This is a genomic window from Actinoallomurus sp. CA-150999, from assembly GCF_050942425.1.
In the GTDB taxonomy this organism is placed as follows: Bacteria; Actinomycetota; Actinomycetes; order Streptosporangiales; family Streptosporangiaceae; genus Actinoallomurus.
Genome location: NZ_CP192063.1, coordinates 3,876,347 through 3,902,347 on the forward strand (window position 1 = coordinate 3,876,347; position 26,001 = coordinate 3,902,347).

At 72.3% G+C, this 26,001-nt stretch carries 22 protein-coding genes and 1 pseudogene; 15 read left to right on the forward strand and 8 right to left on the reverse strand.

From position 1 onward, the window contains the following. Window positions 1–35: 35 nt before the first annotated feature. The 3 genes from ACQP2O_RS18215 to ACQP2O_RS18225 are packed head-to-tail and all read right to left on the reverse strand — an operon-like array spanning window position 36 to window position 3,579. Window positions 36–2,585 carry an FtsX-like permease family protein gene (locus ACQP2O_RS18215; RefSeq protein WP_433186144.1) on the reverse strand — a complete coding sequence of 850 codons (2,550 nt, stop codon included), beginning with the start codon at window positions 2,583–2,585 and terminating at the stop codon, window positions 36–38. After that, window positions 2,585–3,352 (reverse strand): ABC transporter ATP-binding protein, encoded by a 768-nt coding sequence (locus tag ACQP2O_RS18220; protein WP_433186147.1) that lies wholly within the window; start codon window positions 3,350–3,352, stop codon window positions 2,585–2,587. The genes ACQP2O_RS18215 and ACQP2O_RS18220 overlap by 1 nt, the downstream gene beginning before the upstream one ends. After that, window positions 3,349–3,579 (reverse strand): hypothetical protein, encoded by a 231-nt coding sequence (locus tag ACQP2O_RS18225; protein WP_433186150.1) that lies wholly within the window; start codon window positions 3,577–3,579, stop codon window positions 3,349–3,351. Before ACQP2O_RS18225 ends, ACQP2O_RS18220 begins: the two co-directional genes overlap by 4 nt. 161 nt (window positions 3,580–3,740) lie before the next feature. On the opposite strand from ACQP2O_RS18225, the gene ACQP2O_RS18230 reads away from it, so the two are divergent. From ACQP2O_RS18230 to ACQP2O_RS18240, 3 genes are all read left to right on the forward strand, one after another. Further along, the gene (locus ACQP2O_RS18230; RefSeq protein ID WP_433186152.1) at window positions 3,741–4,994 is read left to right on the forward strand and encodes a sensor histidine kinase; all 1,254 of its coding nucleotides are present in this window, start codon (window positions 3,741–3,743) and stop codon (window positions 4,992–4,994) included. Beyond that, entirely contained in the window at window positions 4,982–5,635 is a 654-nt protein-coding gene (locus tag ACQP2O_RS18235; RefSeq protein WP_433186155.1) for a response regulator, read from the forward strand. Before ACQP2O_RS18230 ends, ACQP2O_RS18235 begins: the two co-directional genes overlap by 13 nt. Window positions 5,636–5,884: 249 nt before the next feature. After that, window positions 5,885–7,954, forward strand: a complete 2,070-nt coding sequence (locus ACQP2O_RS18240) for a glycoside hydrolase family 3 C-terminal domain-containing protein (RefSeq protein ID WP_433186158.1) — start codon at window positions 5,885–5,887, stop codon at window positions 7,952–7,954. Between the two features lie 72 nt (window positions 7,955–8,026). Here ACQP2O_RS18240 and ACQP2O_RS18245 read toward each other — a convergent pair whose 3' ends face one another. The 4 genes from ACQP2O_RS18245 to ACQP2O_RS18260 form a co-directional block, all read right to left on the reverse strand. Beyond that, window positions 8,027–8,626: a hypothetical protein gene (locus ACQP2O_RS18245; RefSeq protein ID WP_433186161.1), complete on the reverse strand. Its 600-nt coding sequence runs from the start codon at window positions 8,624–8,626 to the stop codon at window positions 8,027–8,029. Window positions 8,627–8,721: 95 nt separating this feature from the next. Next, a complete protein-coding gene (locus tag ACQP2O_RS18250) occupies window positions 8,722–10,254 on the reverse strand; it encodes a UxaA family hydrolase (protein WP_433186163.1) in 1,533 nt (510 codons plus the stop codon). 84 nt (window positions 10,255–10,338) lie between these two features. Then, complete coding sequence (gene pepN / locus ACQP2O_RS18255; RefSeq protein WP_433186166.1) at window positions 10,339–12,882, reverse strand: aminopeptidase N; 2,544 nt, start codon at window positions 12,880–12,882, stop codon at window positions 10,339–10,341. 207 nt (window positions 12,883–13,089) lie between these two features. Beyond that, window positions 13,090–14,220, reverse strand: coding sequence for a M20/M25/M40 family metallo-hydrolase (locus ACQP2O_RS18260; RefSeq protein ID WP_433186168.1), 1,131 nt, complete (start codon window positions 14,218–14,220; stop codon window positions 13,090–13,092). A gap of 72 nt (window positions 14,221–14,292) precedes the next feature. On the opposite strand from ACQP2O_RS18260, the gene ACQP2O_RS18265 reads away from it, so the two are divergent. From ACQP2O_RS18265 to ACQP2O_RS18290, 6 genes are all read left to right on the forward strand, one after another. Continuing rightward, window positions 14,293–15,084, forward strand: coding sequence for a GNAT family N-acetyltransferase (locus ACQP2O_RS18265; protein ID WP_433186171.1), 792 nt, complete (start codon window positions 14,293–14,295; stop codon window positions 15,082–15,084). A 5-nt stretch (window positions 15,085–15,089) separates the two neighbouring features. Continuing rightward, window positions 15,090–16,196 carry an o-succinylbenzoate synthase gene (menC, locus tag ACQP2O_RS18270; protein WP_433186174.1) on the forward strand — a complete coding sequence of 369 codons (1,107 nt, stop codon included), beginning with the start codon at window positions 15,090–15,092 and terminating at the stop codon, window positions 16,194–16,196. Window positions 16,197–16,295: 99 nt separating this feature from the next. Next, a complete protein-coding gene (locus ACQP2O_RS18275; RefSeq protein WP_433186176.1) occupies window positions 16,296–16,769 on the forward strand; it encodes a DUF1003 domain-containing protein in 474 nt (157 codons plus the stop codon). A 53-nt stretch (window positions 16,770–16,822) separates the two neighbouring features. Then, on the forward strand, window positions 16,823–18,559 hold the full coding sequence (locus ACQP2O_RS18280; RefSeq protein ID WP_433186179.1) for a GAF domain-containing protein: 1,737 nt from the start codon (window positions 16,823–16,825) through the stop codon (window positions 18,557–18,559). 29 nt (window positions 18,560–18,588) lie between these two features. After that, window positions 18,589–20,070, forward strand: a complete 1,482-nt coding sequence (locus ACQP2O_RS18285; protein WP_433186182.1) for a phytoene desaturase family protein — start codon at window positions 18,589–18,591, stop codon at window positions 20,068–20,070. Then, window positions 20,028–21,458 (forward strand): lipase maturation factor family protein, encoded by a 1,431-nt coding sequence (locus ACQP2O_RS18290; protein ID WP_433186185.1) that lies wholly within the window; start codon window positions 20,028–20,030, stop codon window positions 21,456–21,458. The genes ACQP2O_RS18285 and ACQP2O_RS18290 overlap by 43 nt, the downstream gene beginning before the upstream one ends. Before the next feature lie 62 nt (window positions 21,459–21,520). Here ACQP2O_RS18290 and ACQP2O_RS18295 read toward each other — a convergent pair whose 3' ends face one another. Beyond that, entirely contained in the window at window positions 21,521–22,882 is a 1,362-nt protein-coding gene (locus tag ACQP2O_RS18295; protein ID WP_433186188.1) for a helix-turn-helix domain-containing protein, read from the reverse strand. Between the two features lie 159 nt (window positions 22,883–23,041). Between ACQP2O_RS18295 and ACQP2O_RS18300 the strand changes: the two genes are divergently transcribed. From ACQP2O_RS18300 to ACQP2O_RS18325, 6 genes and pseudogenes are all read left to right on the forward strand, one after another. Then, window positions 23,042–23,440: a dihydroneopterin aldolase gene (locus tag ACQP2O_RS18300; protein ID WP_433186190.1), complete on the forward strand. Its 399-nt coding sequence runs from the start codon at window positions 23,042–23,044 to the stop codon at window positions 23,438–23,440. Next, the gene (locus tag ACQP2O_RS18305; protein WP_433186193.1) at window positions 23,437–23,595 is read left to right on the forward strand and encodes a hypothetical protein; all 159 of its coding nucleotides are present in this window, start codon (window positions 23,437–23,439) and stop codon (window positions 23,593–23,595) included. The genes ACQP2O_RS18300 and ACQP2O_RS18305 overlap by 4 nt, the downstream gene beginning before the upstream one ends. A gap of 1 nt (window position 23,596) precedes the next feature. Then, the gene (locus ACQP2O_RS18310) at window positions 23,597–23,800 is read left to right on the forward strand and encodes a hypothetical protein (RefSeq protein ID WP_433186195.1); all 204 of its coding nucleotides are present in this window, start codon (window positions 23,597–23,599) and stop codon (window positions 23,798–23,800) included. Next, window positions 23,797–24,612: a hypothetical protein gene (locus tag ACQP2O_RS18315; protein WP_433186197.1), complete on the forward strand. Its 816-nt coding sequence runs from the start codon at window positions 23,797–23,799 to the stop codon at window positions 24,610–24,612. Before ACQP2O_RS18310 ends, ACQP2O_RS18315 begins: the two co-directional genes overlap by 4 nt. Beyond that, complete coding sequence (locus ACQP2O_RS18320) at window positions 24,530–25,462, forward strand: DUF2797 domain-containing protein (RefSeq protein ID WP_433186200.1); 933 nt, start codon at window positions 24,530–24,532, stop codon at window positions 25,460–25,462. The genes ACQP2O_RS18315 and ACQP2O_RS18320 overlap by 83 nt, the downstream gene beginning before the upstream one ends. Next, window positions 25,437–25,826: pseudogene (locus ACQP2O_RS18325) on the forward strand (AAA family ATPase); the annotation flags it as partial. The gene ACQP2O_RS18320 and the pseudogene ACQP2O_RS18325, both read left to right, overlap by 26 nt. Window positions 25,827–26,001 lie beyond the last annotated feature (175 nt).

A 26,001-nucleotide genomic window follows, 5' to 3' on the forward strand; every position in this document is an offset into this window, starting at 1 on the left:
GAGCCGGTGGCCGGGGTCGGCGCACCGCGCGGCGGTCAGGAGCGCTGGGCGAGGACGGCCGCGGGCGCCGCTCGTAGCGCGGCCCGGGCCGGGAGTTCGGTGGCGAGCCAGGCGATCGCCACGACGAGGCCGGAGATCGCCGGCAGGAGCCAGACCGGTCCCGCGGCCCACGGGCGGCCGAGGAAGCCGGTGCCCAGCAGGGCCAGCGGCACCGCCGACAGCGCGATCCCGGCGCCGACGGCGGCGACGGACATCAGCGCGGCCTCGCGGCGCACCATCGCGACGATCTGCCGTGGGGTGGCCCCGACGAGCCGGAGCGAGGTGAACTCGTCGCGCCGCTGCGAGGCCGAGGCCGCCAGCCGGTTGGCGACCGCCAGCAGGACGTAGCCGAGCAGGACGGCGAGCACCACGACGTTCACCCAGACCTCCGGCGGCGTCGGCGTCTTCCCGACGCCGTCGGGGTCCTCGGCCCGCACGCCCGGCTCGTGCGCGGTGAGCGCGGCGACCGCGCGCCGTATCTCCGGCCCCCGGCCCGGGGCGGCGCGGACGAGCACCTTGTCGGCCAGGCCGGTCGTGGTGTGACCGGCGACCAGGTCGCGCGAGGCGACGACGTCCCCGAAGCCCAGGCTCCGGTCGTACGTGGCGACGACCCGTACGGCCGCCGTGGTCCCGTCGCCCAGGATCACGGAGACGTGGTCGCCGACGTGGGCACCGCGGGCGAAGGCGGTGCTCCTGCTGATCGCGATGGCGGGGCCGGTGAGGTCGCTCAGGGCGCCGGCGCGGAGCCCGAGGTCCAGGACGCCCGCCGCGTCGGACCCGGTGACGAGCGTCCGGTACGACGCGACCATCGTGGAACCGTCCTCGCGGTACGGCCACAGCACGGTCGTCGCGGCCACCGGCACGGCGGCGGCGACGCCGGGCGTCGTACGGACCTCGTCGGCCAGCCGCGCGGGGACACCGCCGAGGCCGGGCGCGGTGACCGTGACGTCGGCGCGCGTGGCCTCCTTGGCCTGGTGGGTGGTGGCGGCCATCAGCGTGGTCTGGGTGAGCGCGTAGCTCAGTGTGAAGGCGACGGCCATGCCGAGCGCCGTGACCGCCCCGCCGACCCGGACCGCGTAGCCGTGGCCGTTGCTGACGGCCAGCCAGGTCGTCGGCGACGTGCGGCGCGGCAGCCGCCCCAGCAGCGCGCCGCTGCCGTTCCGGACGAGGTACGGACCGGCGAGGCCGAGGCCGATGACCGCCAGGATGCTCGCCGAGCCGGTGGCGACGGTGGCCTCGGCGGTCCGGAGAAACAAGGGCACGGACGAGGCCACCATCGCGCCGACGATGAGCAGCAGCCCGATCCGGGTCCGTACGACCGACGGCGTCCGCGGGTCGGTCCGCGACTCGGCGACGGCCTCGGTCGCCGACATCCGCGAGGTACGGAACGCGGCGCTCAGCGCCGAGACGCGGACCGCGGCCGACAGGAGCAGGGCCGCCGCGAGGGCCGGCAGGGGACTCCAGGCGAGCGGCAGGCGGTCCGGCAGGACGCCGTGTGCGGTCAGCAGGTCACTGAACCGGCCGGCGAGGAGATAGCCGAGCGCCGCCCCGAAGGGGAGGGGGAGCAGCGCGACGGCACCGGTCTGGTCGGCGATGAGGCGGCGGACCTGGCGCGGCGTGGCGCCCACGGCCCGCATGAGGGCGAGGTCGCGGCGCTGCCCGGCGATCGATATGGACAGCGCGCCGGCGACGACGAACCCCACGATCATCAGGACGACCCCGCCGATCGAACCCGCGAGCATGAACAACAGCGTGCGGGCCGTCGCCGCGCCGGGCTCCTCGACGTCACCGCGCGCGGCACCCGTCGCCACCGTCAGGTCGCCCCGGCCGTCGGTCCGCAGGGCCTGGCGGACGCGCGCGGCCAGCCCACCGACGTCGGTGCCGGGGGCGGCGCGGAGCGCCACGAGATCGACCGTCGCGCGCTTCGGCCCGGCGTCCCGGCCGGCCAGGTGGGCCGCCGTGGCGTCGGCGAAGTAGACCCCGGGCCGTCCGCCGACGACGGCCGACACCCGGTACTCGTCCCGCAGGCCGGCGGCCACGACCGTCACCCGGTCACCGGGGGAGACGCCGGCCCGCGCGGCGGTGGCGGTGTCGAGCGCCACCTCACCGGAGCCGGCCGGAGGAGCCCCGCGGACGGCGCCGGGACCCGGTAGCGTCCGCGACGACCAGCCGTGCCCCGCCGTACGCGGGTCGGCGTCCGGGCCGACGACGGCGCCCCCGCGCCCGACGACGGCGGCGGGCAGGCTCACGTCCCCGACGGAGGAGGCGACCCCGGGCAGCCCGGCCAGCAGACCGACGAGCCCCGCGGGGATCGCCGCACGCTCCGGCAGCGGCTCGGCCAGGTCCTCGCTCTGGCCGACCGACTGCCGGCCGGAGACGACGACGTCCGCTCCGGCGAGGCGCTCGACCGGGATGTGGGAGCGCAGCCCCGACTCCGCCAGCACGCCGGTGGCCGTGAGGAAGGCGGACCCGCCCAGGACCGCGCAGACGATCGCGACGAGCGCCCCGACCCGGCCGCGGGCGAGCAGGAGCGAGATCCGGAACATCAGCGGCCTCCCAGCGAGCTCAGCCGGCCCGCGAGCAGCTGGGCCGTGGGGTCGCCGATCACGTCGACGATCCGCCCGTCGGCCATGATCAGGGCTTCGTGGGCGCGGGCCGCGGCGGCCGGGTCGTGCGTCACCATCACGATGGTCTGGCCGAGCTCGTCCACGATCTGGCGCAGGAGCGTGAGGACGTGCCCGGAGCTGCGGACGTCCAGCGCCCCGGTCGGCTCGTCGGCGAACACGATGTCGGGCCGGGCGGCCAGCGCCCGGACGATCGCCACCCGCTGCTGCTGCCCGCCGGACATCTCGGCGGGGCGGCGGTGCAGCGTGCCGTCCAGGCCGGTGCGGTCGACCAGCGCGCGGATCCACTCCTGGTCCGGGGAGCGGCCGGCGAGCCGCAGCGGAAGGGTGATGTTCTGCTCGACCGTCAGCGAGGGGAGCAGGTTGTAGCCCTGGAACACGAAGCCGATCCGGTCCCGGCGCAGCACCGTGCGGCGGGCCTCGTTGAGGCGGCCGAGGTCCGTGTCCCCGATCACCACGGTTCCCGACGTCGGGGTGTCCAGCCCCGCCGCGATCTGCAGCAGCGTGCTCTTGCCCGACCCGGACGGTCCCATCACCGCGAGGAACCTGCCTCGGGGGACGGTGAGCGACACGTCGTCGAGCGCCGTCACCTCCACGGTGCCCGTACGGTACACCTTGGTGACCTGGTCGAGGCCGATCACCTGTCCCGGCGGCGCGGGACGCGTGTCGGCGGATCCGCGGCGCCTCATGCCCGGCCCCGGCGGAACCGGTCCGCGATCAGCCAGGTGACGCACAGGATGGTGACGACGCCGAACGCCAGGCTCACCGGAATGGGAAGCCCGGCCATCGAGGTCACCGCGTTCCCGGCGGCGCTGATCACCAGGACGGTCCAGAGGGCCGTGCGCTTTGCGCCGATGCCGTGCCGTTCCGGGGCGGCGGCACCGCGCTGGTCGATGCGATAAGGGTCGTTCGTCATGAGTCCTCCTCGGTAGGACCACGACGCTACGGACCGCGCCGACCTGCGACGATCCCGCGCACTACCCGACCGTGGTACAGCAGGCACCACTTCCCGGATTCCACCGCGAACCGCCGCGATCATCCATAAGGTGGACCACTGATCGCGGGGAGGACGTGGAGATGCCAGGCTGGAAGGACGGCGCGGTCGGCCGTGCGCTCCGCGGCTCGCTTGAGGCGTACCAGCGGCTCGCCGGTGGCCTGGGCACCGCGTCCCTCGCCCTGTGCACCGTGGGCGGGTTGCTCGTCGTCGCCGTCCTCTGCCTGATCGGCGTCGGACTGCCGCTGCTCCCCGGCGCGCTGTCGGTCGTGCGCACGGTGGCCGGCTGGGAGCGCGAGCGGCTGAGCCGGTGGGGCGACGAGGTCATCAGCCCGTACCCCGTTTGGCCGAATGGCTGGTCCGCCCGGCTCCGCGCCGCCGCCGCGGATCCGGCCACCGGGCGTGACCTGCGGTGGCTGTTCACCCATGCCATATTCGGATTCGTCCTGGGCTTGATCGGCGTGCTGCTGCCGCTGCTCGCGATCCGCGACCTGACCTTTCCCCTGTACGGGTGGATGTTGCCGCACGGCACGGCCACCACCTCCGTGGGCATCCCCGTCGACGGGTGGGCGGGGATGGTGTCCAGCGTTCTCCTGGGCGTCGGGTGGACGGCGATCCTCATCGGCCTGACCCCGGCGATGGCACGGCTGCAGGCCCGGCCGGGGCTGCGCCTGCTCGAACCGCACCCGGGCGTCGACCTGTCCGCGCGCGTCGCGGAGCTGACCGCGACCCGGGCCGCCGCCCTGGACGCCCACACCGCGGAGTTGCGGCGGATCGAGAGATCCCTGCACGACGGCACGCAGAACCGGCTCGTCGGCGTGACGGTCCTGCTGGGCGCCGCGCGGCGGGCGCTGAAGAAGGACCTCGCCACCGCCGACCAGGCGATCGAGCAGGCCCAGTCCGCGGCCGAGCAGGCCCTCGCCGAGCTGCGCGCGGTGGTCCGCGCCATCCTGCCGCCCGTCCTCGAACAGCGTGGGCTCGGCGGTGCGCTGGCAGCGCTGGCGGCCGGGTGCGCCGTGCCCTGCCGGGTGTCGGTCGACGTGCCGGGCTCCCGCCCCGCGTCGGTCGACGCGACCGCCTACTTCGTGGTCGCCGAGGCCCTCACCAACATCTCCAAGCACAGTCACGCCCGGCACGCGGCCGTCGACGTGCGCCAGACCAGGGACCGGCTCCACCTGCGCGTCGAGGACGACGGGCGCGGGGGCGCCGACGACAGGTCCGGAAGCGGCATCGTCGGCATCCGCCGCCGGGTCGAGGCGCACGACGGACGCGTGACCTTCTCGAGCCCACCGGGCGGACCGACCATTCTCGACGTGGAGTTGCCGTGCGTGTTGTGATCGCCGAAGACGACGCCCTGCTGCGCGCGGGTCTCGAACTGCTGCTGCGCGGCGAGGGGTTCGAGGTGGTGGCCGCCGTCGAGACGCCGGACGCCTTCCTCGCCGCCGTCGACGCGGACCCGCCCGACATCGCCATCGTCGACGTGCGCATGCCGCCCACCCACACCGACGAGGGCATCAAGGCGGCGGTGGCCGCCCGGGCACGCCATCCGAAACTCGCCGTGCTCGTGCTGTCGGCGTACGTCGAGGAGTCCTTCGCGACGGACCTGCTCGCCGGCGGTACGGCCGGCATCGGCTACCTGCTCAAGGAGCGCGTCGGGCGGGTCGAACGGTTTCTTGAAGCCCTGAACCGCGTCGTCGCCGGGGGTACCGCGATCGACCCGGAGATCGTCGCCCAGCTGTTCGCCCACCGGCGCGCCGACGACCCGCTGGACCGGCTGACACCACGGGAACACGACGTGCTGGCGCTCATGGCCGAGGGCCTCGGCAACGTCGCCATCGCCCAGCGCCTGGTCGTCACCGAGGGCGCCGTCCACAAGCACATCCGCAGCATCTTCGCCAAGCTCGACCTGCCGCCGACCGAGCACACGGATCGCCGCGTCGCCGCCGTCCTGCGCTACCTCGAGAGTGCGGGAAAGTAACGCGATACATCCGATGAATTCGGCACTTCGAGTTCATCGTCCGCCGATCCACGCTTGCTCGACTGAGGTAACGCGCTGACGTCAGGCCGTTCGGTGAGCCTCACAAGGCGTCACAGAACACCCTTGACTCCTCCGATGTCTGATGTTTTCGTGTGTCACAGCCCCTGACCTCTCGAGTACCTCCGGCGGACCCGGCGCGCCGACCACGCGCCCTCGCCGTGGCTCTCGGCAGACCCTCCGAGGAGCAGCATGAGACGCCTGCCCACCGCCATCGCGGCGGCCGTGGCCCTGATCGGGCCGCTCGCCGTCGCACCGGCCGCCGTGGCCGGACGGGCACCCACGCCCGAGCAACGCGCCGCCGCCCTCGTCGCGCAGATGACGCTCGACGAGAAGATCACCCAGACGCACACCACCGGCAAGGGCGCCGGCGGCATCTCCCGGCTCGTGCCCGGCATCCCCCGGCTCGGCATCCCCGACTTCCTCATCAGCAACGGTCCGGCCGGCGTCGGCACCGGCGCGGTCCCCACGCAGCCCGACGCCACGGCGCTGCCCGCACCCGTCGCCCTCGCCGCCGGATTCGACCCCGGGCTGGCCCGGCAGTACGGCGTCGTCGAGGGCCGGGAGACGGGGAACGTCGGCCACAGCCTGCTCGAGGCCCCGGACGTCAACATGGTGCGCGTCTACCAGAACGGCCGCGCCTTCGAGAACTACGGCGAGGATCCCTACCTCGCCTCCCGGCTCGCGGTGGCCAACATCCAGGGCATCCAGAGCCAGGGCGTGCTGGCCGAGGTGAAGCACTACGCCGCCAACGACCAGGAGACGAACCGCAAGACCATCAACGAGCAGATCGACGACCGCACCCTCCACGAGATCCACCTGCCGGCCTTCGAGGCGGCGGTGAAGGAAGGGCACGTCGCCTCGGTGATGTGCGCCTACCCGTCCATCAACGGCTCGTTCGCCTGCGAGAACAAGCACCTGCTGGCCGACGTGCTGCGCGGCCAGTGGGGCTTCCGGGGCTTCGTCCAGTCCGACGCCAGCGCCACCCACACCGCCGTCGGCTCGGCCGACGCCGGTCAGGACCTCGAGTTGCGGGACAACGGCCCGTACGACGAGGAGCTCAAGCAGGCCGTCCTCGACGGCAAGGTCAGCATGCAGCAGCTGGACACGATGATCGTGCGCCGGCTCGCCATCGAGATCCGCGCCGGGCTGTTCGACCACCCGAGGACGGTCACGCCCATCGACGCGGCCGCCGGGGGAGCGGTGGCGCGGTCGGTCGCCGAGCAGACCGCCGTGCTGCTGAAGAACACCGGCTCGGCCCTGCCGCTGAACGCGAAAGGCCTGAAGTCGATCGCGGTGGTCGGCCCGTACGCGCAGGCCGCGCACCCGGGCGGCGGCGGCAGCTCGCACGTCAAGCCGCTGTACACGGTCAGCCCCGTCGAGGGCATCCAGAAGCGCGTCGGCGCGGGCGTGACCGTCCAGAGCGCCGACGGATCCGACGCGGCCGCGGCGGCGAAGCTCGCCGCCTCCTCGGACGTGGCCGTGGTCGTCGTCGGCGACGTCGAGAAGGAGGGGGCGGACCGGGCGAACCTGTCGCTGTCCGCCGACCAGGACCAGCTGGTCCGCTCGGTGGTCGCGGCCAACCCGCACACGATCGTCGTCCTCAACAGCGGCGCGCCCGTCCTGCTGCCCTGGATCGACAGCGTCCCCGCCGTCCTGGAGACCTGGTACCCGGGTGAGGAGGACGGCAACGCGCTCGCGGGGCTGCTGTTCGGCGACGTGAACCCCTCCGGCAAGCTGCCGGTAACCTTCCCGCGCAGCGAGACCCAGACGCCGGTGAGCACGCCCGAGCGGTACCCCGGCGTGAACGGCACGGCGACCTACTCCGAGAAGCTCGAGGTCGGGTACCGCTGGTACGACGCGCAGGGCGAGCAGCCGCTGTTCCCCTTCGGGTACGGCCTGTCGTACACGAGCTTCCGGTTCGGCCACCTGACGGTCTCGCCGCGAGCGGACTCGCACGGGCACGTGACGGTGGGCGTCGACGTCAGCAACACCGGGTCCCGTACGGGCGCGGAGGTCGCCCAGGTCTACGTGACGGCGCCGGCGTCGGCCGGAGAGCCCCCGAAGCAGCTCAAGGGCTTCGCCAAGGTGACGCTGCGCCCGGGCCAGACGAAGCATGTGACGTTGCGGCTCGACGCGCGGGCGTTCTCGATCTGGGACACCGCGTCGCAGCGGTGGACGGTCGTCGGCGGCCGCCACGTCATCGCGGTCGGCGACTCCTCGCGGAACCTGCCGGTGTCGGCGCCGGTCCGCATCCGCTGAGGGCGCTGGAGGCCCGGCCGGCGGCGTCCGGCCGGGCCTCCCCGCGTTCGGCGGGTTCGCAGCGCGTACGGCTCAGCGGTGCTGCAGGGCGTCGAGCGCGACCGCCTGGGCGATGACCAGCCGGCGGTCGAGTCGCGAGTCCTTGATGTCGACGACGTACCGGTCCCGGAGGCCGAACTTCTTGTCCACGGAGAACGTCTCCTGCTCGTTCGCGGTGAAGTCGAAGTGGTACGGCCAGGCGAACGGCAGGCTGTCGACGTAGGGGATGAAGTCCCAGACCCGGCGCAGGATGGCGACGGTCTTGTTGCGCTCGGAGCCGGTGGTCACACCGAGGCCCGGCTGCTCGAGGTGCCAGGTGGAGGCGAGCAGTGACGCCTTGAAGTCCTTGCGGAAGTTGCCGATCGGCTGCCCGCCCGGGTCGGTCACGTCGTACGTCGCGGCCAGGTCGAGCCGCTGGCGCGCCTTGAACCCGAAGAGCGGCTGCTCCTTGCGGTCGTCGGCGTAGAAGGTCACCTGCTCCTTGAACGCCATGCGCTTCTGCTGGGCGAAGGCGACGAGTTCGCCCTCGGAGCCGTCCGGGTTCTCGGCGTGCACCTCGTACTGGTTCACCATCAGCCGTACGCGCTGGCGGACGAGCAGCCGTCGCTGCGCCTGGAAGGTGGAGAAGTCCATTGTTTACCCCGTTCTGTACGCAAAGCTGAGGACCAGCAAAGGTACAGAAACGGTAAAGCGCCCGGCGTGGGGCGGCGATGATCGTGCCGGAAACGTCACATCACGGCGCCGAGCTGCCAGGGCACGAACTCCTCGTCGCCGAAGCCGAGCTCCTCGCTGCGCGTCCGGCGGCCGGACGCGGTGGCCAGCACCAGGTCGAAGATCCGCCGGCCCATCTCGGCGACGTCGCACTCGCCGTCGGCGATCAGACCGCAGTTGATGTCCATGTCGTCGGTCATCCGCTCGTACAGCGGCGTGTTGGTGGCGAGCTTGAGGCTGGGCGTCGGCTTGCAGCCGAAGACCGATCCGCGGCCGGTCGTGAAGCACAGCACGTGCGCGCCGCCGGCGACCATGCCGGTCGCGTTGACCGGGTCGTAGCCCGGGGTGTCCATGAACACCAGCCCCTTGGCGGTGATCGGCTCGGCGTACTGCACCACGTCGGCGAGGTTGGACTGGCCGCCCTTCGCGGCGGCGCCCAGGGACTTCTCCAGGATCGTGGTCAGGCCGCCGGCCTTGTTGCCGGGGGAGGGGTTGTTGTCCATCGAGCCGCCGTGCCGGGCGGTGTACTCCTCCCACCAGTGGATCCGGCGGACCAGCCTCTCGCCCACCTCGCGGTTGACCGCGCGCCGGACGAGCAGGTGCTCGGCGCCGTAGATCTCCGGGGTCTCGCCGAACACGGCGGTCCCGCCGTGCCGAATGAGCAGGTCGGCGGCCGCGCCGAGCGCCGGATTGGCGGTGATTCCGGAGTAGCCGTCCGAGCCGCCGCACTCCATCGCGAGGACCAGCTCGGAGGCGGGCACGGGCCGCCGCCGCACGGCGTTCGCCGCGGGCAGCATGTCCTTGATCCGGGCGACCCCCTCGGCCACCGTCGCGCGGGTGCCGCCGAGCTCCTGGATCGTCATCGGCACCACCGGCGTGTCCCGGCCGACCCCCCATTCCTCGACGAGGGAGCGGACCTCGTTCACCTCGCAGCCGAGGCCGAGCACGAGGAAGCCCGCGAAGTTCGGGTGGTTCGCGTATCCCGTGAGGGTGCGCCGCAGCACGGCGAACTCCTCGCTGCCCTCGCCGGCCATTCCGCAGCCCAGGGTGTGCGTCAGCGCGACCACACCGTCCACCATGGGGTACTCGTCCAGCGGACCGGGCATACCCTCCTGGCGCCGGAACCGCTCGGCGATGCGGCGGGCGGTGGTCGCCGAGCAGTTCACCGTGGTGAGGACGCCGATGAAGTTGCGGGTGGCGACCCGGCCGTCGGGCCGGACGATCCCGTCGAACGTCGTCCGCTCCGCGACGGGCACGGGGTCCTCGGGACGGACGTCGACGCCGTACTCGTACTCCCGGTCGAACATCTGGAACCCGAGGTTGTGGGTGTGCACGTGCTCACCGGCCGCCACGGGCCGCGTGGTGAAGCCGATCACCTGGCCGTACTTGCGCACCGGGGCGTCGGCCGGCAGGTCGCGCAGGGCGATCTTGTGTCCGCGCGGCACGTCGTTCCGGGCGACGAGCCCCTCGCGGACCGCCTCGCCGGCTGCGAGATCCTCGGTGGCCAGGGCCACGTCGTCGTCCGGATGCAGGATCAGCAGGGCGGTCATCCGTCACTCCGTCCGAAATAGCGAACACTGTCCGATATCTTCCCCCGGCTTCGCGTCGGTTTCCAGCGTGATGCATACGGTGGTTCAGCGGGCGCGCACCCGGAGAGCGCGGCGGAGGTCGTCGAGCTCGTCGGCCAGCGCGCGGCGTAGCGGGATCGTCAGGTCCTCCCGCGCCAGGCACTTCTCGGCGGCCCGTACGGTGGCCGGGGTGGCGGCGTGCGAGGGGAAAAGATCACGGCCGAGCGCGCGGGCGACCGCCGGGCCGCGCTCGCCCGCGGCCGGGAGTTCGGCGAAGTAGCGCTCGATGAACCCGGCCGTGAGCTCCGCCCGGGCCGGCTGCCAGAAGCCCTGAGCGGTCGCGGTCAGCAGGTGGTTGGACAGGGCGCCATCCGTGAACAGCCGCTGCCACGCCTCCTCCTTGGCCGTCGGGTCGGGGAGGGCGGCCCGGCACCGGGCGGCGCCTTCCCGCCCGCGGGCGCTGGGGTCGCGCTCGACCTCGGCGGCGATGTCGGGCTCACCGGCCCCGCCGTGGGCGGACAGCTGCAGCAGCACCCTCCAGCGCAGGTCCGGGTCGAGGTCCGGACCGTCCGGCACCCGCTGCGCACACGACCACTCCCGCAGCTCGCCCAATGCGTCCGAGGTCTCGGAGCAGCGGATCAGCTCCCGTACGGCCGCCAGGCGCAGCGCCGGCGCGGAGCCGTCCGCGGTCCGGCGGAGGATCTCCCGGCAGACGTCGGCGAGCGCGGCCACGGCGGCCGGACGCTCGGCGGGCGGCGTGAACCGGTCGGCGACGTGCTGCCGCCCGAAGGCGAGCATGGCCTCCACGACGCTGACGTCCGGCTCGGCGGGCAGGTGCGCGCCGACCAGGGCCAGGAACTCGGTGGTGGACAGCTCGCCGTCGCGGACCATGTCGCGGGCGGAGTTCCACAGCAGGGCGCGGGTCAGGCCGTCCTCGATCGTCGACAGCGCCTCGGCCATCACCGGCCGGCACGGCTCGGCCAGCCGGATCTTGGCGTAGCTGAGGTCGCCGTCGTTGAGCACCACGAGGGCGGGGCGGGGGATCCCGGTCAGATCCGCCGGCCGAACCCGGGCGGCGCCGTCCGGGCCGGCGTCCGCCGGGAGGTCGACGGGGAAGCGCTCGCGCAGTACCAGCCGGCGGCCGCCCTCGGCGCCGTCGGCCAGGTCGTAGGCCGCAGCCTTGATCCGGTGCGGCCGGAGCACCGACGGCTCGTCCGCCGCGCCGGTGTGCACGACGGTCGCGGACACCCGCGCGCCGTCGTCCTCGGCGGCGATCTCCAGGCGCAGCGTGTCGACCCCGCTCGTGCGCAGCCAGCGCTCGGCCCAGCCGTGCACGTCCCGGCCGCTCGCGGCGGCGAGGGCGTCCAGCAGGTCGGCCATGGTGGCGTTGCCGAACCGGTGCCGGGCGAAATAGGCGTTGATGCCGGTGAAGAAGGACTCCGCGCCGAGCCAGGCGACCAGCTGCCGCAGGACCGACGCGCCCTTGGCGTAGGAGATGCCGTCGAAGCTCATCAGCGCGGCGGCGGTGTCGTCGATGCCGTCGGCCGCGACGGGATGGGTGGAGCAGCGCTGGTCCGCGTCGTACCCCCAGGGCTTGCGCGCGATCGCGAAGCCGGTCCAGGCGGTGGTGAAGCGGGTGGTCTCCGAGACGACCTGATAGCCCATGTACTCGGCGAACGACTCATTCAGCCACAGGTCGTCCCACCAGCGCATCGTGACGAGGTCGCCGAACCACATGTGCGCCATCTCGTGCGCGATGACGATCGCGCGCGTCTCGCGCTCGGCCTCCGTGACCGCCGAGCGGAAGATGAACTCGTCGCGGAAGGTGACGCAGCCGGGGTTCTCCATCGCGCCCCAGTTGAGCTCGGCCACGAAGGCCTGGTCGTACTTGACGAACGGGTACGGCTCGTCGAACAGCTCGTGGTACCGGTCCAGGCTGCGCCGCGTGATGTCGAAGATCTCATCGGCGTCCAGGTGCGGGGCGAGGGAACGCCGGCAGTGGAGGCCGAGCGGGATCCCGCCGTGCTCCGCGTGGACCGAGTGCAGGGGACCGGCGACGACGGCGGCGAGGTAGGTGCTGATCGGCGCGGTCGGGTCGAAGCTCCAGTGGCCGTCGGCCTCCTTCCGCCCGGGAGCGTTGCTCACGACGGTCCAGTGCGGCGGGGCGGTCACCGAGAACTCGATCGGGGCCTTGAGATCCGGCTGGTCGAAGCACGCGAACACCCGCGGGGCCTCGTCCGGGCCGCACTGCGTCGAGAGGTACGCCTCACCGTCGGCCGGGTCGATGAACCGGTGCATGCCCTCCCCGGTACGGGAGTAGCGCATGTCGGCCTCGACGCGCAGTTCGTTGTCGGCCGCCAGGTCCGGCAGCGGCAGGCGGCCGTCCCGCAGGGACGCCGGGTCGAGCACGCGCCCGTTGAGCACCGCCCGCCGCAGGCTCGCGGGCCGGACCTCCACGAAGGTGTCCGTCCCCGGCCGGGCGCCGAACCGGGTGAGGGAGGTGGCGTGGAACACCTCGTCGCCGCGCGTGAGATCCAGGTGCACGGAGTAGGAACGGACGTCCAGCAGACGGGCGCGGGTCTGCGCCTCCGCGCGGGTAAGAGCCGACATGCGGTAATACTGCCGTATCGCTGCCGCCCGAGCAGGGCAAGGGCGCGTCTCACGGCGGGGACGCCGTGATTCTGGCGAGGAGTGCGGCTCGTTCGGTGGGCCCGGTCGGCGACGGCGATCGCTCCGTCTCATGGCGGGGACGCCGTGATTCCGGCGAGGAGTGCGGCTCGTTCGGTGGGCCCGGTCGGCGACGGCGATCGCTCCGTCTCACGGCGGGGAGGCCATGATTCCGGCGAGGAGCGCGGCTCGTTCGGCGAGGCCGGTCACCCGGATGGCCTCGTCGGCGGCGTGCGCGCCTCGCCCACGGGGGCCGAAGCCGTCGAGGGTGGGCAGGCCGAGCGAACCCGGCAGGTTCGTGTCGCCCGCCCCGGCCGCGGGCCGGCCGGTGACGTCCTGCCCCAGGAGCCCGCCGACGCGGGCCACGTGGTCGAGCAACGGGTCGGGCGAGCGTTCCGGCCAGGTCGGCCGCGCGGACAGCACGGTGGCCTCCACGGCGGCGCCGGGACGCACCGGCCGCAGGTCCGCGAAGGCGTCCAGCACCGTGCGCTCGGCCGCCGCGGAGGCGAACCGCAGGCCGATCTCGGCGGAGGCCTCGCCGGCGACGACGTTGGCGCGGCGGCCGCCCTCGATCCGGCCGACGTTGAACAGCGTCGTGCCGTCGTCGGGCACCACGCCGCGTACCGCCGCGATCTGGTCGATGAGCTCGTCGATGGCGGACACACCTTTGCCCGGGTCCAGCGCGGCGTGCGCCTCGCGGCCCTGGACGCCGAGCCGGACGCGGACGCTGCCTCGGCGGGCGTTCTTCAGCGCGCCGTCCGGATGCGGCGACTCCAGGCCGAGCACGGCCGTCGCGCCGTCGAGGTGACGCTCCACGACGGTGCCTCCGGTCGGGCTGCCGACCTCCTCGTCGGCGACGACGACCAGGCGGACCTGCCGGGCCGGCGCGGCCCCGGCCGCCGACAGGGCGCGCAGCGCCATCTCGACGGCGACCAGGCCACCCTTCATGTCGTACGTGCCGGGGCCCGTGATGATCGTGCCGTCGTCGGTGTACGGCATGGTGGCCAAGCGCCCGACGGGCCAGACGGTGTCGTAGTGGCCGACGAGGAGCAGGTGCGGGCCGTCCTGCGGGCCGAACCGCGACACGAGGTGCTCGCCGTCGCGGGCCACGGCGCCACCGGCCTCCCGGTGACCGGCCTCGATCAGCGCGGCGCAGCGGGCCAGCGCGGCGGTGTCCCCGGACGGCGATTCGGCGAGGGCGTACTCCCGCAGCCGGTCCCGGCCGAATCCGAGCAGCCGGGCGGTCGCGTCGGTCAAGGCGGTGGCGAGCTCGGGGGTCATGTCCCCTCCCTGGTCCGCGGCGCGCCGAACGTGGGAGAATCTGCAGGTAGAAGCCTTACCTGTGATCGTACCGTGAGCAGAATTCCGTCGCCGCAGCTGACCGTGCGGCCGCTCACCACCTCCGCCGAGATGCGAGCCGGGGTGGAGGTGTACCGCGCCGCGTTCGCCTTGGCCGCCACCGACCCGGCGGTCAGCCCGCGTCTGCTGGCCGCGCTGCAGCGCAACGCCGGCTCGGTCATCGGAGCGTTCGCCGGGGACGAGCTCGTCGGCTTCACGTACGGCTTCCTCGGCTCGGACTCCGGCACCGTGTACCACTACTCCCAGGTGGCGGCGGTCCATCCGGACTGGCAGGGACGCGGCGTCGGACGGGCGCTCAAGCTCAGCCAGCGCGACTACGTCCTGTCGACCGGCGTGCGACTGATGCGCTGGGCGTTCGACCCGCTGCGCACCCGCAACGCCCACTTCAACCTCGACGTCCTGGGCGCCACCGGCCGCTGGTTCCTCCGCGACTTCTACGGCGTGGAGGACATCGGCCGGGACCCGGGCATGCGCACCGACCGGTTGATCGTCGAGTGGGACCTGCTCCGCCCGCCCGGATCGGCCGCCCCGCCCCCGCCGTACACCGGCTGGGGGGAGACGCGGCCCGAGGGAGACGACGTCCTGCTGGGGGCGCCTCGCGACTGGGACGCCGTCGTCGCGCGTGACCGTACGGCGGCGTCCCGGCTGCGCGACGACCTCGCGGCCGAGCTGAGACGCCTGATCGACGAGGGGTACGTCGCGACCTCGTGCCTGACGTGCGGGACGGACACGGCGGTCTACCGGTTCCGGCCCGCACCCGGTACACCAGCGCATGAGAAGGGATGAGACACGTGCCGAGAGTGTCCAAGTTCGAGGCGTTCCAGGTGAGCCTGCCGCTCGTCCGCGCCTTCCAGACGAGCTCCCACCGCAAGGCGCACCTGGAGCACATCCTCATCCGCGTCGAGGACGGCGACGGCGCGGTCGGCTGGGGGGAGATCGCCTCGCCCAGCGACCCGTACTACTCCGCCGAGACCGTGGACGACTGCCGGCTCATGATCGAGGGGTACCTCGCGCCCGTGCTCCTCGAGGCGGAGTGGGAGCATCCCGGCGACGTCGGCGAGTTCTGGGCGCGCATCCGCGGCCACAACTTCGCGAAGGCGGGAGTGGAGATGGCCTGCTGGGACCTGTGGTCCCGGTCGGCCGGGCTGCCACTGGCCCGGGCGCTCGGCGGCACCCGTACGGCCATCGCCGCGGGCGTCAGCCTCGGCATCGAGCCGACGGTGGCCGACCTGCTCGCCCAGGTCGACCGGTACGCCAACGAGGGGTACCGCAGGATCAAGCTGAAGATCGCGCCGGGGTGGGACGTCGAGCCGGTGCGCGCGGTCCGCGCGGCGCGCCCCGACCTGCCCCTGCACGTCGACGCCAACGGCGCGTACACCGAGGACGAGAGGGCGGTCTTCACCGCGCTGGACGACTGCGGCCTCACGATGATCGAGCAGCCGTACGCCCCGGGCGCGCTCGCCGCGCACGCGCGGCTGCAGGCGCGGATCGTCACCCCGCTGTGCCTCGACGAGTCCGTCGACGACCTGGACCAGCTCGACACCGCGATCACGCTCGGCGCCGCCCGCATCCTCAACATCAAGGTCTCGCGGATGGGCGGGCTGGCGGCGGCCCGCGCCGCGCACGACCGGGCGGTCACGGCCGGCTGGCAGGTCTGGTGCGGCGGCATGCACGAGTTCGGCGTCGGGCGGGCCGCGAACGTCGCGATCGCCGCGCTGCCCGGCTTCACCCTGCCCAGCGACGTGTCCGGCTCGGACAAGTACTACGAGCGGGACGTCGTCGAGCCGCCGATCCGGGCGGCCGACGGACTCGTCCCGGTGCCGTCCGGCCCCGGGCTGGGCCACGAGGTCGACGAGGACCTGGTGCGCGGCCTGGCCTCCGCCGTCCTGGCCCGGTGAGCCGTCGGGCGCCGTCGTACGGTCAAGCCTTGTTAAATTCCGTCTCCACGGGGCATCGACCAGGTCCCGGGCAGGGGCCGTACCGAGGTTCAGGACGGCGTGTGGGAGGCTTCGGCGGTGGAGGCGAACCAGGTCAAGGTCCTGCGAAACGAACGTCTGGCATTGTTGCGCAAGCGGCGGCGCGTCCAGGACCGGGTCGCCGATCAGATCACCGCGTTCTCGGGCTCGATGCCCTTCGTGTACATCCACATGGTGTGGTTCACCGGCTGGATCCTCGTCAACAGCGTCGGTTCCGCGCGGTTCGACCCGTACCCGTACGGCCTGCTGACCTTGATCGTGTCGCTCGAGGCGATCTTCCTGTCGACGTTCGTGATGCTCAGCCAGAACCGCGAGGCGCTGCGGTCCGACCTGCGATCCGAGATCGACTTCGAGACGAACGTCCTGTCGGAGGTGTGGCTGGAGGCCGTCGCCGAGAAGCTGGGCATCGAAGTGGAGCAGGTCCATGCCAGCGCCCGCGAGCGGATCGCCGAGGCGAAGGCCCGCCAGGAGCAGGCCGCCGGCCGGTCCGGCTGACCGGCGATGATGATGATAGAGAGGGGATAACGACCTCCGAGAGGAGCGTCCACGTGCCGCAGGGATCGCTTGGAGACGACCACGCTCGTCTGTCGCTTCCGCAGTTGCGCCTGGACGATCTGCTCGGCGAGCTGCAGACGCGGCTGGACGCCGTCCTCGCCACCCGTGACCGGGTGCACGCGCTGCTCGAGGCGGTCGTGTCGATCGGCAGCGACCTGGATCTGCGGACCGTCCTGCGCCGCATCGTCGAGGCCGCCACCACGCTCGTCGACGCCCGGTACGGCGCGCTCGGCGTGATCGGCGACGGCGGGCGGCTCGTGCAGTTCATCACCGTCGGGGTCGGCGAAGAGGAGATCGCCGAGATCGGGCACTGGCCCCACGGGCACGGCATCCTCGGCCTGCTGATCAAGGAGCCGCATCCACTGCGGCTGCCGGACCTGAGCGCGCACCCGGAGTCGTACGGCTTCCCGGAGAACCACCCGCCGATGCGCCGCTTCCTGGGCGTGCCGATCCGCGTCCGGGACGAGGTCTTCGGCAACCTGTACCTCACCGAGAAGGCCGGCGGCGGGGAGTTCGACGAGGACGACGAGAGCGTGGTCGCCGCGCTCGCCACCGCGGCCGGCGTGGCGGTCGAGAACGCCCGGCTCTACCAGGAGGCCCGGCGCCGCGAGCGATGGCTGCAGGCGTCGGCCGAGGTGTCGACGACGCTGCTGTCCGGCACGGAGTCCCACGACGTGATCGAGCTCGTCGCCGCTCGCGCCCGGGAGATCTGTGACGCGGACATGGGCGCGGTGGCGCTCGTCGACGGCGCCGATCTGGTCGTCGAGACGGTCGCCGGCGAGCACGCCGAGGAGGTGCGCGGGCTGCGGATCCCCGTCGACGGGACGCCGGCCGGCGGGGTGTTCCGTAGCGGCGAGGCGCTGGCGATCACCGACGTCGAGGCGTTCGCGAGACGCCTCGGCGTGCCCGAGGGGGTGCCGACCGGCCCGGCGCTGATCGTCCCGCTGGGAGTGGGCGAGGACGCTCGCGGTGTTCTCTGGGTCGTGAACGCCTCCGGAGGGCAGGTCTTCGGAGAGCCGGTCCGACGGCTGCTCGAGCCGTTCGCGGCGCAGGCGGCCGTCGGGCTGGAGCTCGCCGGGCGCCGCCGGGACGCCGAGCGCCTCACCCTCCTGGAGGACCGTGACCGGATCGCCAAGGACCTGCACGACACGGTCATCCAGCGGCTGTTCGCCACCGCCATGACGCTCATGAGCGCCATCAAGATCGCTGAGAAGCGGGACGTCGCGGTGCGCGTCCAGCGGGCGGTCGACGACCTCGACGACACCATCCGGCGGATCCGCTCGACGATCTTCGCGTTGCAGAGCACGACGGAACAGACGCTCCGCACGCGCGTGCACGGCGTCATCGACAGCGCCGCCGAGACCCTGGGCTTCGCGCCGTCCGTCCGTCTGGACGGCCCGCTGGACATCGCGGTCGACGACGCGATCGGCGCGCAGGCGGTCGCCGTCCTGCAGGAGGCCCTGTCCAACGCCGCCCGGCATTCGCGTGCCCGGCGCGTCGCCGTCTCCCTCATGGTCGGGGACGAGCTGATCCTGCGGGTCGAGGACGACGGCGTCGGCATCCCCGATGGCGGCCGTCGCAGCGGGCTGCGCAACATGGCCGAGCGCGCCCGTGTCCTCGGTGGCACCTTCGAGATCCACCGGCGCGAGGGCGGCGGCACCGTCCTGGACTGGCGCGTCCCCCCGACCATCGGCGGCGGGTCCGCCGCCGGAGGCCCTGGACCGGTGTAACGATCTGCGATCGGGGCAGCCCACGGTTCATGGCCGAAGTCGACGCGGTGGTGGTGGGCGCCGGGCCGAACGGACTGACGGCGGCGGTGACGCTCGCCCGTGCCGGGCTGGCGGTGCGGGTGTACGAGGCGGCGGCGGACGTGGGCGGCGGCACGCGCACCGAGGAGTTGACCCTGCCGGGCTTCCGGCACGACGTGTGCTCCGCCGTGCATCCACTCGGCGTCGGATCGCCGGCGTTCCGCGCGCTGCCGCTGGAACGGCACGGCGTGACCTGGGTCGAGCCGCCGATCCCGCTCGCTCATCCCTTCCCCGACGGGTCGGCCGCGATCCTGGCCCGGTCCGCCGAGGAGACCGCGGCGGTGCTCGGCCGCGACGGCGCGACGTACCGCCGCCTGATCAGGCCGTTCCTGGGCCGCTGGGAGGATCTCGCACCCGACGTGCTGCGCGCCCCGCTCGCCGGCCTGCCGCGGGATCCGCTGCTGCTCGCGCGCTTCGGCGCGCGGGCCGCCGCGCCGGCCGCGCTGCTCGCCCGGCTCTTCCGGGAGGAACGCGCCCGCGGGCTGCTCGCCGGGCTGGCGGCGCACGCGATGGCACCGCTCGGGTCGCCCGCGACCGGGGGAGTCGCGCTGCTGTTCGCGCTCGCGGCCCACGAGGTGGGCTGGCCGTTCCCCGCGGGCGGCTCGCAGGCCCTCGCCGACGCCCTGGCCGACCACCTGCGCTCCTTGGGCGGCCGGATCGAGACCGGGCATCCCGTACGCTCCCTCGACGAGCTGCCGCCCGCCCGGGCGTACCTCCTCGACGTGATGCCCGAGCACCTGGCCGCCCTGGCCGGCCGGCGGCTGCCGGACCGGTTCGCCGACCGGATGCGCCGCTACCGGCACGGCCCGGCCGCCTTCAAGATCGACTACGCGCTGTCCGGCCCGGTGCCCTGGCGGGCCGAACCCTGCACGCGGGCGGGCACCGTCCACCTCGGCCCGACGATCGGGGAGATCGGCACGGCGCTGCGCGCGGCGTACGACGGCGCGGCGCCGCACACGCCGTTCCTCATCGTGGCCCAGCCGAGCCTGTTCGACCCGTCCCGGGCGCCCGACGGGTCCCACGTCCTGTGGGTTTACGGGCACGTGCCCCGGGGCTGGACGGGCGACCTCACCGGGGCGATGGAGCGGCAGATCGAGCGGTTCGCCCCGGGCTTCGGCGACCTGGTCGTCCGGCGGTCCGTGGCCGGGCCGCACACGGTCGAGGCCCGCGACCCGAACAACATCGGCGGTGACATCGCGGGCGGGGCCTGCGACCGCCTGCGGCTGCTGTTCCGGCCGACCCTGGCCCGGGTCCCGTACGCCACGCCGGACCCGAGCGTCTACCTCTGCTCGTCCGCCACGCCGCCGGGTCCGGGCGTGCACGGCATGTGCGGCCACCACGCGGCCCTCGTCGCCCTGCGCCGTGTCTTCGGGGAGGAGGTGCGACGGGCATGCGATGGCTCACGGACCCCGGATACGGGCCCGGTCGGCTGATCTTCCAGCACGGGATCGCCGCGATCTACCTGGCGGGCTTCCTCTGCGCGGTGAACCAGTTTCGCGCGCTGGCCGGGGAGAGGGGCCTCACCCCGGTGCCCGCGTACCTGCGCAGGGTGTCGTTCCGGCGGGCGCCGAGCATCTTCCAGTTCCACTACTCGGACCGGTTCTTCGCGGTCGTCGCGTGGAGCGGCGTGGGCCTGTCCGCCGCCGTCCTGGCGGGGCTCGCCGACGTGATGCCGCTGTGGGCGACGATGCTGCTGTGGGCGGTGCTGTGGGTGCTGTACCTGTCCATCGTCAACGTCGGGCAGGTCTGGTACGGCTTCGGCTGGGAGTCGCTGCTCTGCGAGGCGGGCTTCCTCGCGATCTTCCTCGGCAACGCGCGCACCGCCCCGCCCGTCCTCATTCTGTGGCTGCTGCGCTGGCTGCTGTTCCGCCTGGAGTTCGGCGCCGGACTGATCAAGATGCGCGGCGACCGGTGCTGGCGCGACCTGACCTGCCTGTACTACCACCACGAGACCCAGCCGATGCCGAACCCGCTCAGCTGGTACTTCCACCGGCTGCCCAAGCCGCTGCACCGCGTCGAGGTGGCGGCCAACCACGTCACCCAGCTGATCGTCCCGTTCGGACTGTTCGCGCCGCAGCCGTACGCCACGGTGGCGGCCGCCATCGTCATCGTCACCCAGTTCTGGCTGATCCTCTCGGGCAACTTCGCCTGGCTGAACTGGATCACCGCGATCCTGGCGACCTCCGTGGTGGACTGGCGGGCGCTGGGGTTGCCGGGACTTCCGCAGCCCACCGCCGAGCCGGTCTGGCACCAGGCGCTGGTCATCGCGGTCACGGCGCTGGTCGTCGTGCTCAGCTACTGGCCCGCCCGGAACCTGATCTCACGGCGGCAACGGATGAACGCCAGCTTCAACCCGCTGCACCTGGTCAACTCGTACGGCGCGTTCGGGAGCATCACCAAGACCCGCTACGAGGTCGTGATCCAGGGCACCGAGGATCCCGAGCCGGGCCCGGACAGCGAGTGGCGGGAGTACGAGTTCAACGGTAAGCCGGGCGACCCGCGGCGACGGCCCCGCCAGTTCGCGCCCTACCACCTCCGCCTGGACTGGATGATGTGGTTCGCCGGGCTGTCCTCCCTGTACGCCGAGCCGTGGATCGTCCCGCTCGCCGAGAAACTGCTGGAGAACGACCCGGCGACGCTCCGGCTCCTACGGCTCAACCCCTTCCCGGACACCCCGCCCGCCGTCGTCCGCGCCCGGCTCTACCGGTACCGCTTCACCACCTGGCGCGAACGACGGGAGACCGGCGCGTGGTGGGACCGCCGCCTCGTCCGGGAGTACCTGCCGCCGATCGGCCTGCGCCCCACCGCCCAGGTCCGCTGATCAGGCGTCAGCGAGCCGGCGCCGGGGGCGGGCCGGCTCGCGGGGAAACGGTCCGGTCGAGGTCAGGCCGAGATCAGGGCTTCGCTGAGTTCCCGGGTACCAGGGAGGTCGGGCCAGCTGCTGAGCAGTTGAGACTGAAGTGCCCGTACTTCGCGGTGGATCCGAGCCGATCCCGTCTGCTTCGCGGCCCCGAGTGCGGACAGGCCGAGTTCTGCGGCACGGTCGGGTGCAGGTTCCTTGCCGTGGACCATCGCGACTGCCAGCTTCGCGGTGAGGTGGCCGCGGTCTCGCAGCATGGTCGATGGCATCTTGTCGATTTTGCTTTGCAGGATGGTGATGGCTTTGTCGCCCTGGCCGGAGGCTCTATAGCAGACAGCGCTCTGTTCTTCGAGGGTGTCGGTGTCGTAGTGGTGCAGGTAGACCGGGACATTCGGATGACTCACCTGGGGGTGCTCACGAAGGAGGCCGGCGGCCGTTTCAAGGCGGGCGAAGCAGGGACCGAAATCGCCGAGCAGGGCGTGCCCGCGGGCCTCCTGCTGGCTCGCCAGTGCGGTCAGCTTCGGGTCGGTACCGCCCACCTTCTGGGCGGCGGTGGCCAGTTGTACAACGGCGGTGTGGTCCTCGGTCAGGCAGGCGATGTTGCTCTGGCGGATGAGCATGTACGCCACCATCTGCTGGTCGCCGGCGCAATGTGCCCATTCCGTGGCTCGGCGGGACCACTGGGCGGCGGCGTCAAGGTTGCCCGCGTCTTGATGCAGCCATCCGGCCATTTCGGCGTATTGGGCGAGTACCTGCATCAACGGCTCAACATGTGGTGCCCGAGCGGATTTGCGGAGATCGTCCATGACCTCGATCTGGGCCAAGACAGGCCGTAGGAGACGGTGCGGACCGAGCATCTTGTCAGCGGTGTAATGCTCGGCGAGCATGCGGCGGAAGTAGCCGAGCACATCGTCATCCAGACGCGCCGGCTGATCGATGGCACGGATCAGGCGCTGAGCATTCTCAGGATCGGTGGTGCCGGGCAGTAGCGAGGCAAGAGCACCACTGGTCAGCAGTTGGGTGAACTGTCGCCGGGAAATGGTCACGGGCAGGCCCCCTCCGTCGGGCATCCGTAGTTCCAGGATGACGGGCTCGCTGTCGAGGTCACCGCCGACCGCCGCTAAGCCAAGGGCGGGTGTGTACCGCTGCGGCTCCGCCGCCTGGCGGAGCGCGACCAGCAACCCGTCGGCACTCAAGAGTTCGTCGAGTACACGGACTTGCTCGACCGGGATCAAGATCTCGCCGTTCTCGGCGCGCGAAATGCGCGAGTAGTCATACAGCGCCAGCTTGCCGAGCTCGCGCAGAGATCGCCCGGCCCGGTTGCGGAAGTAGCGAAGGACCAGCCCGAGCATTCGTACGGCGGCGTCAGCAGGCTCACGACTCATGGCGGGCCCCTCGGTGTTGCGGCAACGTGACGGCAACGCCTACTCCCTGTGCATCGCCGACTACAGCAGCGATGGTGAGTCAAGTCGCGGTTGTCCGAAGCGTAAGCGCAACGACCGCGCCATGCCCACCACTTCAAACGACTCAGCTGGAGGAACGCCGTGGATTTCATCGAGATCAACGCGCTGCGGTTGCGCTGCGTGATCGGCTGTCGAGACGAGGAGCGCCGGGGTCGCTCGGACGTAGTCATCGACCTGCGGATCGGGGCCGACGCCCGAGCCGCTGGCGTCAGCGATGACCTGGCCGACACCTGGAACTACCGCACTGCAACGAAGGCGATCATCGACCACGTCGAAGGCTCCGCGCACCGAACGGTCGAAGCCATGGCCACCGCGGTCGCCCGGCTCCTGGTCATCGACCACGACGCCAGGTGGGTGAGGGTGCGGGTGCACAAGCCGGGTGCGCTGCGCTTCGCCGACACGGTGGGCATCGAGATCGAGCGCACTGTGGCCGACTTCCTGAAGTCGGCCACCGACACCATGAGGGGATCGGCACTATGACCGCGACGGAGATGCTCGGAACGCTCTCGGTGCAGCACCAGTCGCCCGCCCGCAACCTCGAAGCCGCCGAGCGGGCCGCCGCCGCGCTGCTCACCGCGCTCGGCGTCGATCTGCGCGGCGAGCGGCGCCAAGCGCTACAGCCTGCCCAGCAGTGACGTGGCGCTGCTGCCGCTGGTGAACACCACCACCGAAGCGATCGCCGCCTACCTTCTGGACGAACTCCGGCCCTGTCTTTGGGATCTGCCAGGTGTGCAACTGGTCGAACTGCATCTGGCTGAGGCACCGGACACCGCGGTCACCGTCTCCGTCGACCTGGCCGCCGTCCGCACGGGAAGCATCGATCTGGAGATCAAGGAATGACGGCACGGCGATTGCCGGCCAAGCACCTGCCCAAGGCGTTGCTTGGCCTCGTCATGGAACGGCGGCTGACCGAACGTCACTCACCAGAGACGGTCTCGGTTTCCAGCGCGTGGGACGTCTGGTGGGCCTGCTACCGGGCGGCCCTGTCAGTCGACCAACTCGGCGTACAGGTGACCCGGCCCGGCATCGGCTGCGCCGATTGCGATCGCGATGCGGTCGCGCTGGCCACGGAGTCGCCCCCACGCCACCCCGACGCCGTCGGCTGTCGACCCTGTAACTGCCTGTTGGCATGGGCCATACGGATGCGCGGGCCCGCCGCTCCCGCGCAGTGGCCGTCGACGCGGCTAACGCTGGCACTGCTCAAGCCCGGCGCACCTCACACGCGAATCCGCGCAGAGCTGGAACGGACGCATGAGGTCCTAACGGTCATCGATACGGTGCTGACCACCGACGACACCCGTCGGCTGTACCCCGAGGCGTACGGTGCCGACTACGTCGGCGCCCGCGACGCTTACCTGACCGGCAGCCCTGTGCAGAGCTTTGTTCTGCACGCGCGGTGGGAGCGCTCAGCCCCGGCCAAGCAGATCAAGGCGACCATCCGTCAAATCCTGGGCGCCGATGAGCTCCGCAACCACCTGCACATGCCGGACAACCCCGGCGAGGCGTTCGCCGACATCGCGCATTTCGCCGGGCCCGACACCCTCACCGACCTGTATGGAAGGTACGAGCATGACCGATCAGCCGAGCGCATGGCGTTCTACCGGACTGCACTGGGAATCAGCCGTCCCGACGCTCACCGCAGCAGCGCATAAAGCCAACGGCTTGGTCCTGGCCGACCGCGTGTACGCACGGCCGGTCACGGTCGGCCAGCGCATCGGATGGGCGCTGACCGGCCCACGCCGCTGCATCGGCGTCTGGAACGGCACCCGCCGCATCGCCTGTCCCACGGCCACTCCGGTGCCCGACAACGGGACCGACGCGCAATGCCCGGCCTGCGCGGCCGGTGACCGCGGCCGCGCGCTCGCCAGAGACGCCACCCTCGGCGACGACCATCGCACTTATGTTCTCTATCTCGCCTGGTTCGGAACCAAGCTGCTGAAGGTCGGGCTAACGGCCGCTGATCGCGGGCGGGACCGACTCCTCGAACAAGGTGCCATCACCGCGACCCTGCTCGGCACAGGTCCCTACACCGCCGTCCGGCGGGCCGAGCGCGCTATCGCCGCCAGCGGTCTGGCTGCCGAACGGATCAGCGGGCGCGCCAAGGCTGATGCCTGGTGGGCGCTCCCGGCCGGCGAGGAACGCGCTCGGCAGGTGCGCCACGCCCGCACCGCCGTCCTGACCGCTCCACTGCCCCCCGACATCGCGTCCTGCGATCCGCAGATCCTGGACCAGGCCACCGACTTCGGACTCACCGAGCCCGTGCCGGATTCCTACGCCGAGCTCAAGGCGGTCATCGGTTCAGCGGTTCTGGCCGGGACCGTCCGGGCGGTCATCGGCCGCCGGCTGGTCCTGCAGACCCCGACCGGAGCGATCCTCGCGGACATGCGGCGCATCGCCGGATGGCAGCTGACCCCGACCACCACAGACCTGTCCACAGGGCTGGACCTGGCCCCACGGAACCGACCGCGAGACACCGATGAAGACCAGCCGTCCCTGTTCTGAACACCGTGGTGGCCGCCTCGTTGTCCTGGAAGGAATGCCCGGCGCCGGCAAGACCACCACCGCACGCGCCTTAGCAGACGCGGGCCTGTACGTACTGGGCGAATACACCTCCTCCACAGCCGCCACCGTCCCGCTGTACGAGCATCCGGCCGTCGACGATGACGACGCGCACCAGGACAACTGGCTCCGCAAAGCCGCGCAGGCAACCCAGGCACTCGCCACCGGACGTCCCCGCCCAGTGGTGTTCGCCGACCGCGACTGGCTCAGCTCCCTCGCCTACGTCTACTCGATCGCCCACACCGACCACGGCGTACTCCTGACCGAGCGGACCCACTGGGCCGACAAGCACCTCACTACCGGCAGTCTGCTCCTCGCCGACGCGTACGCCATCTTCGACCTGGACGCCACAACAAGCCTGCGCCGTCGTGCCGAGACACTCCGGCACGCCCACCCCTGGACCCGCCTCGAGGTGCTGCGCCGGCTCCGCACCTTCTACCGCGACCCCAGCGCCGTCGTACGGCCGGTGTGCCCAACGCTCG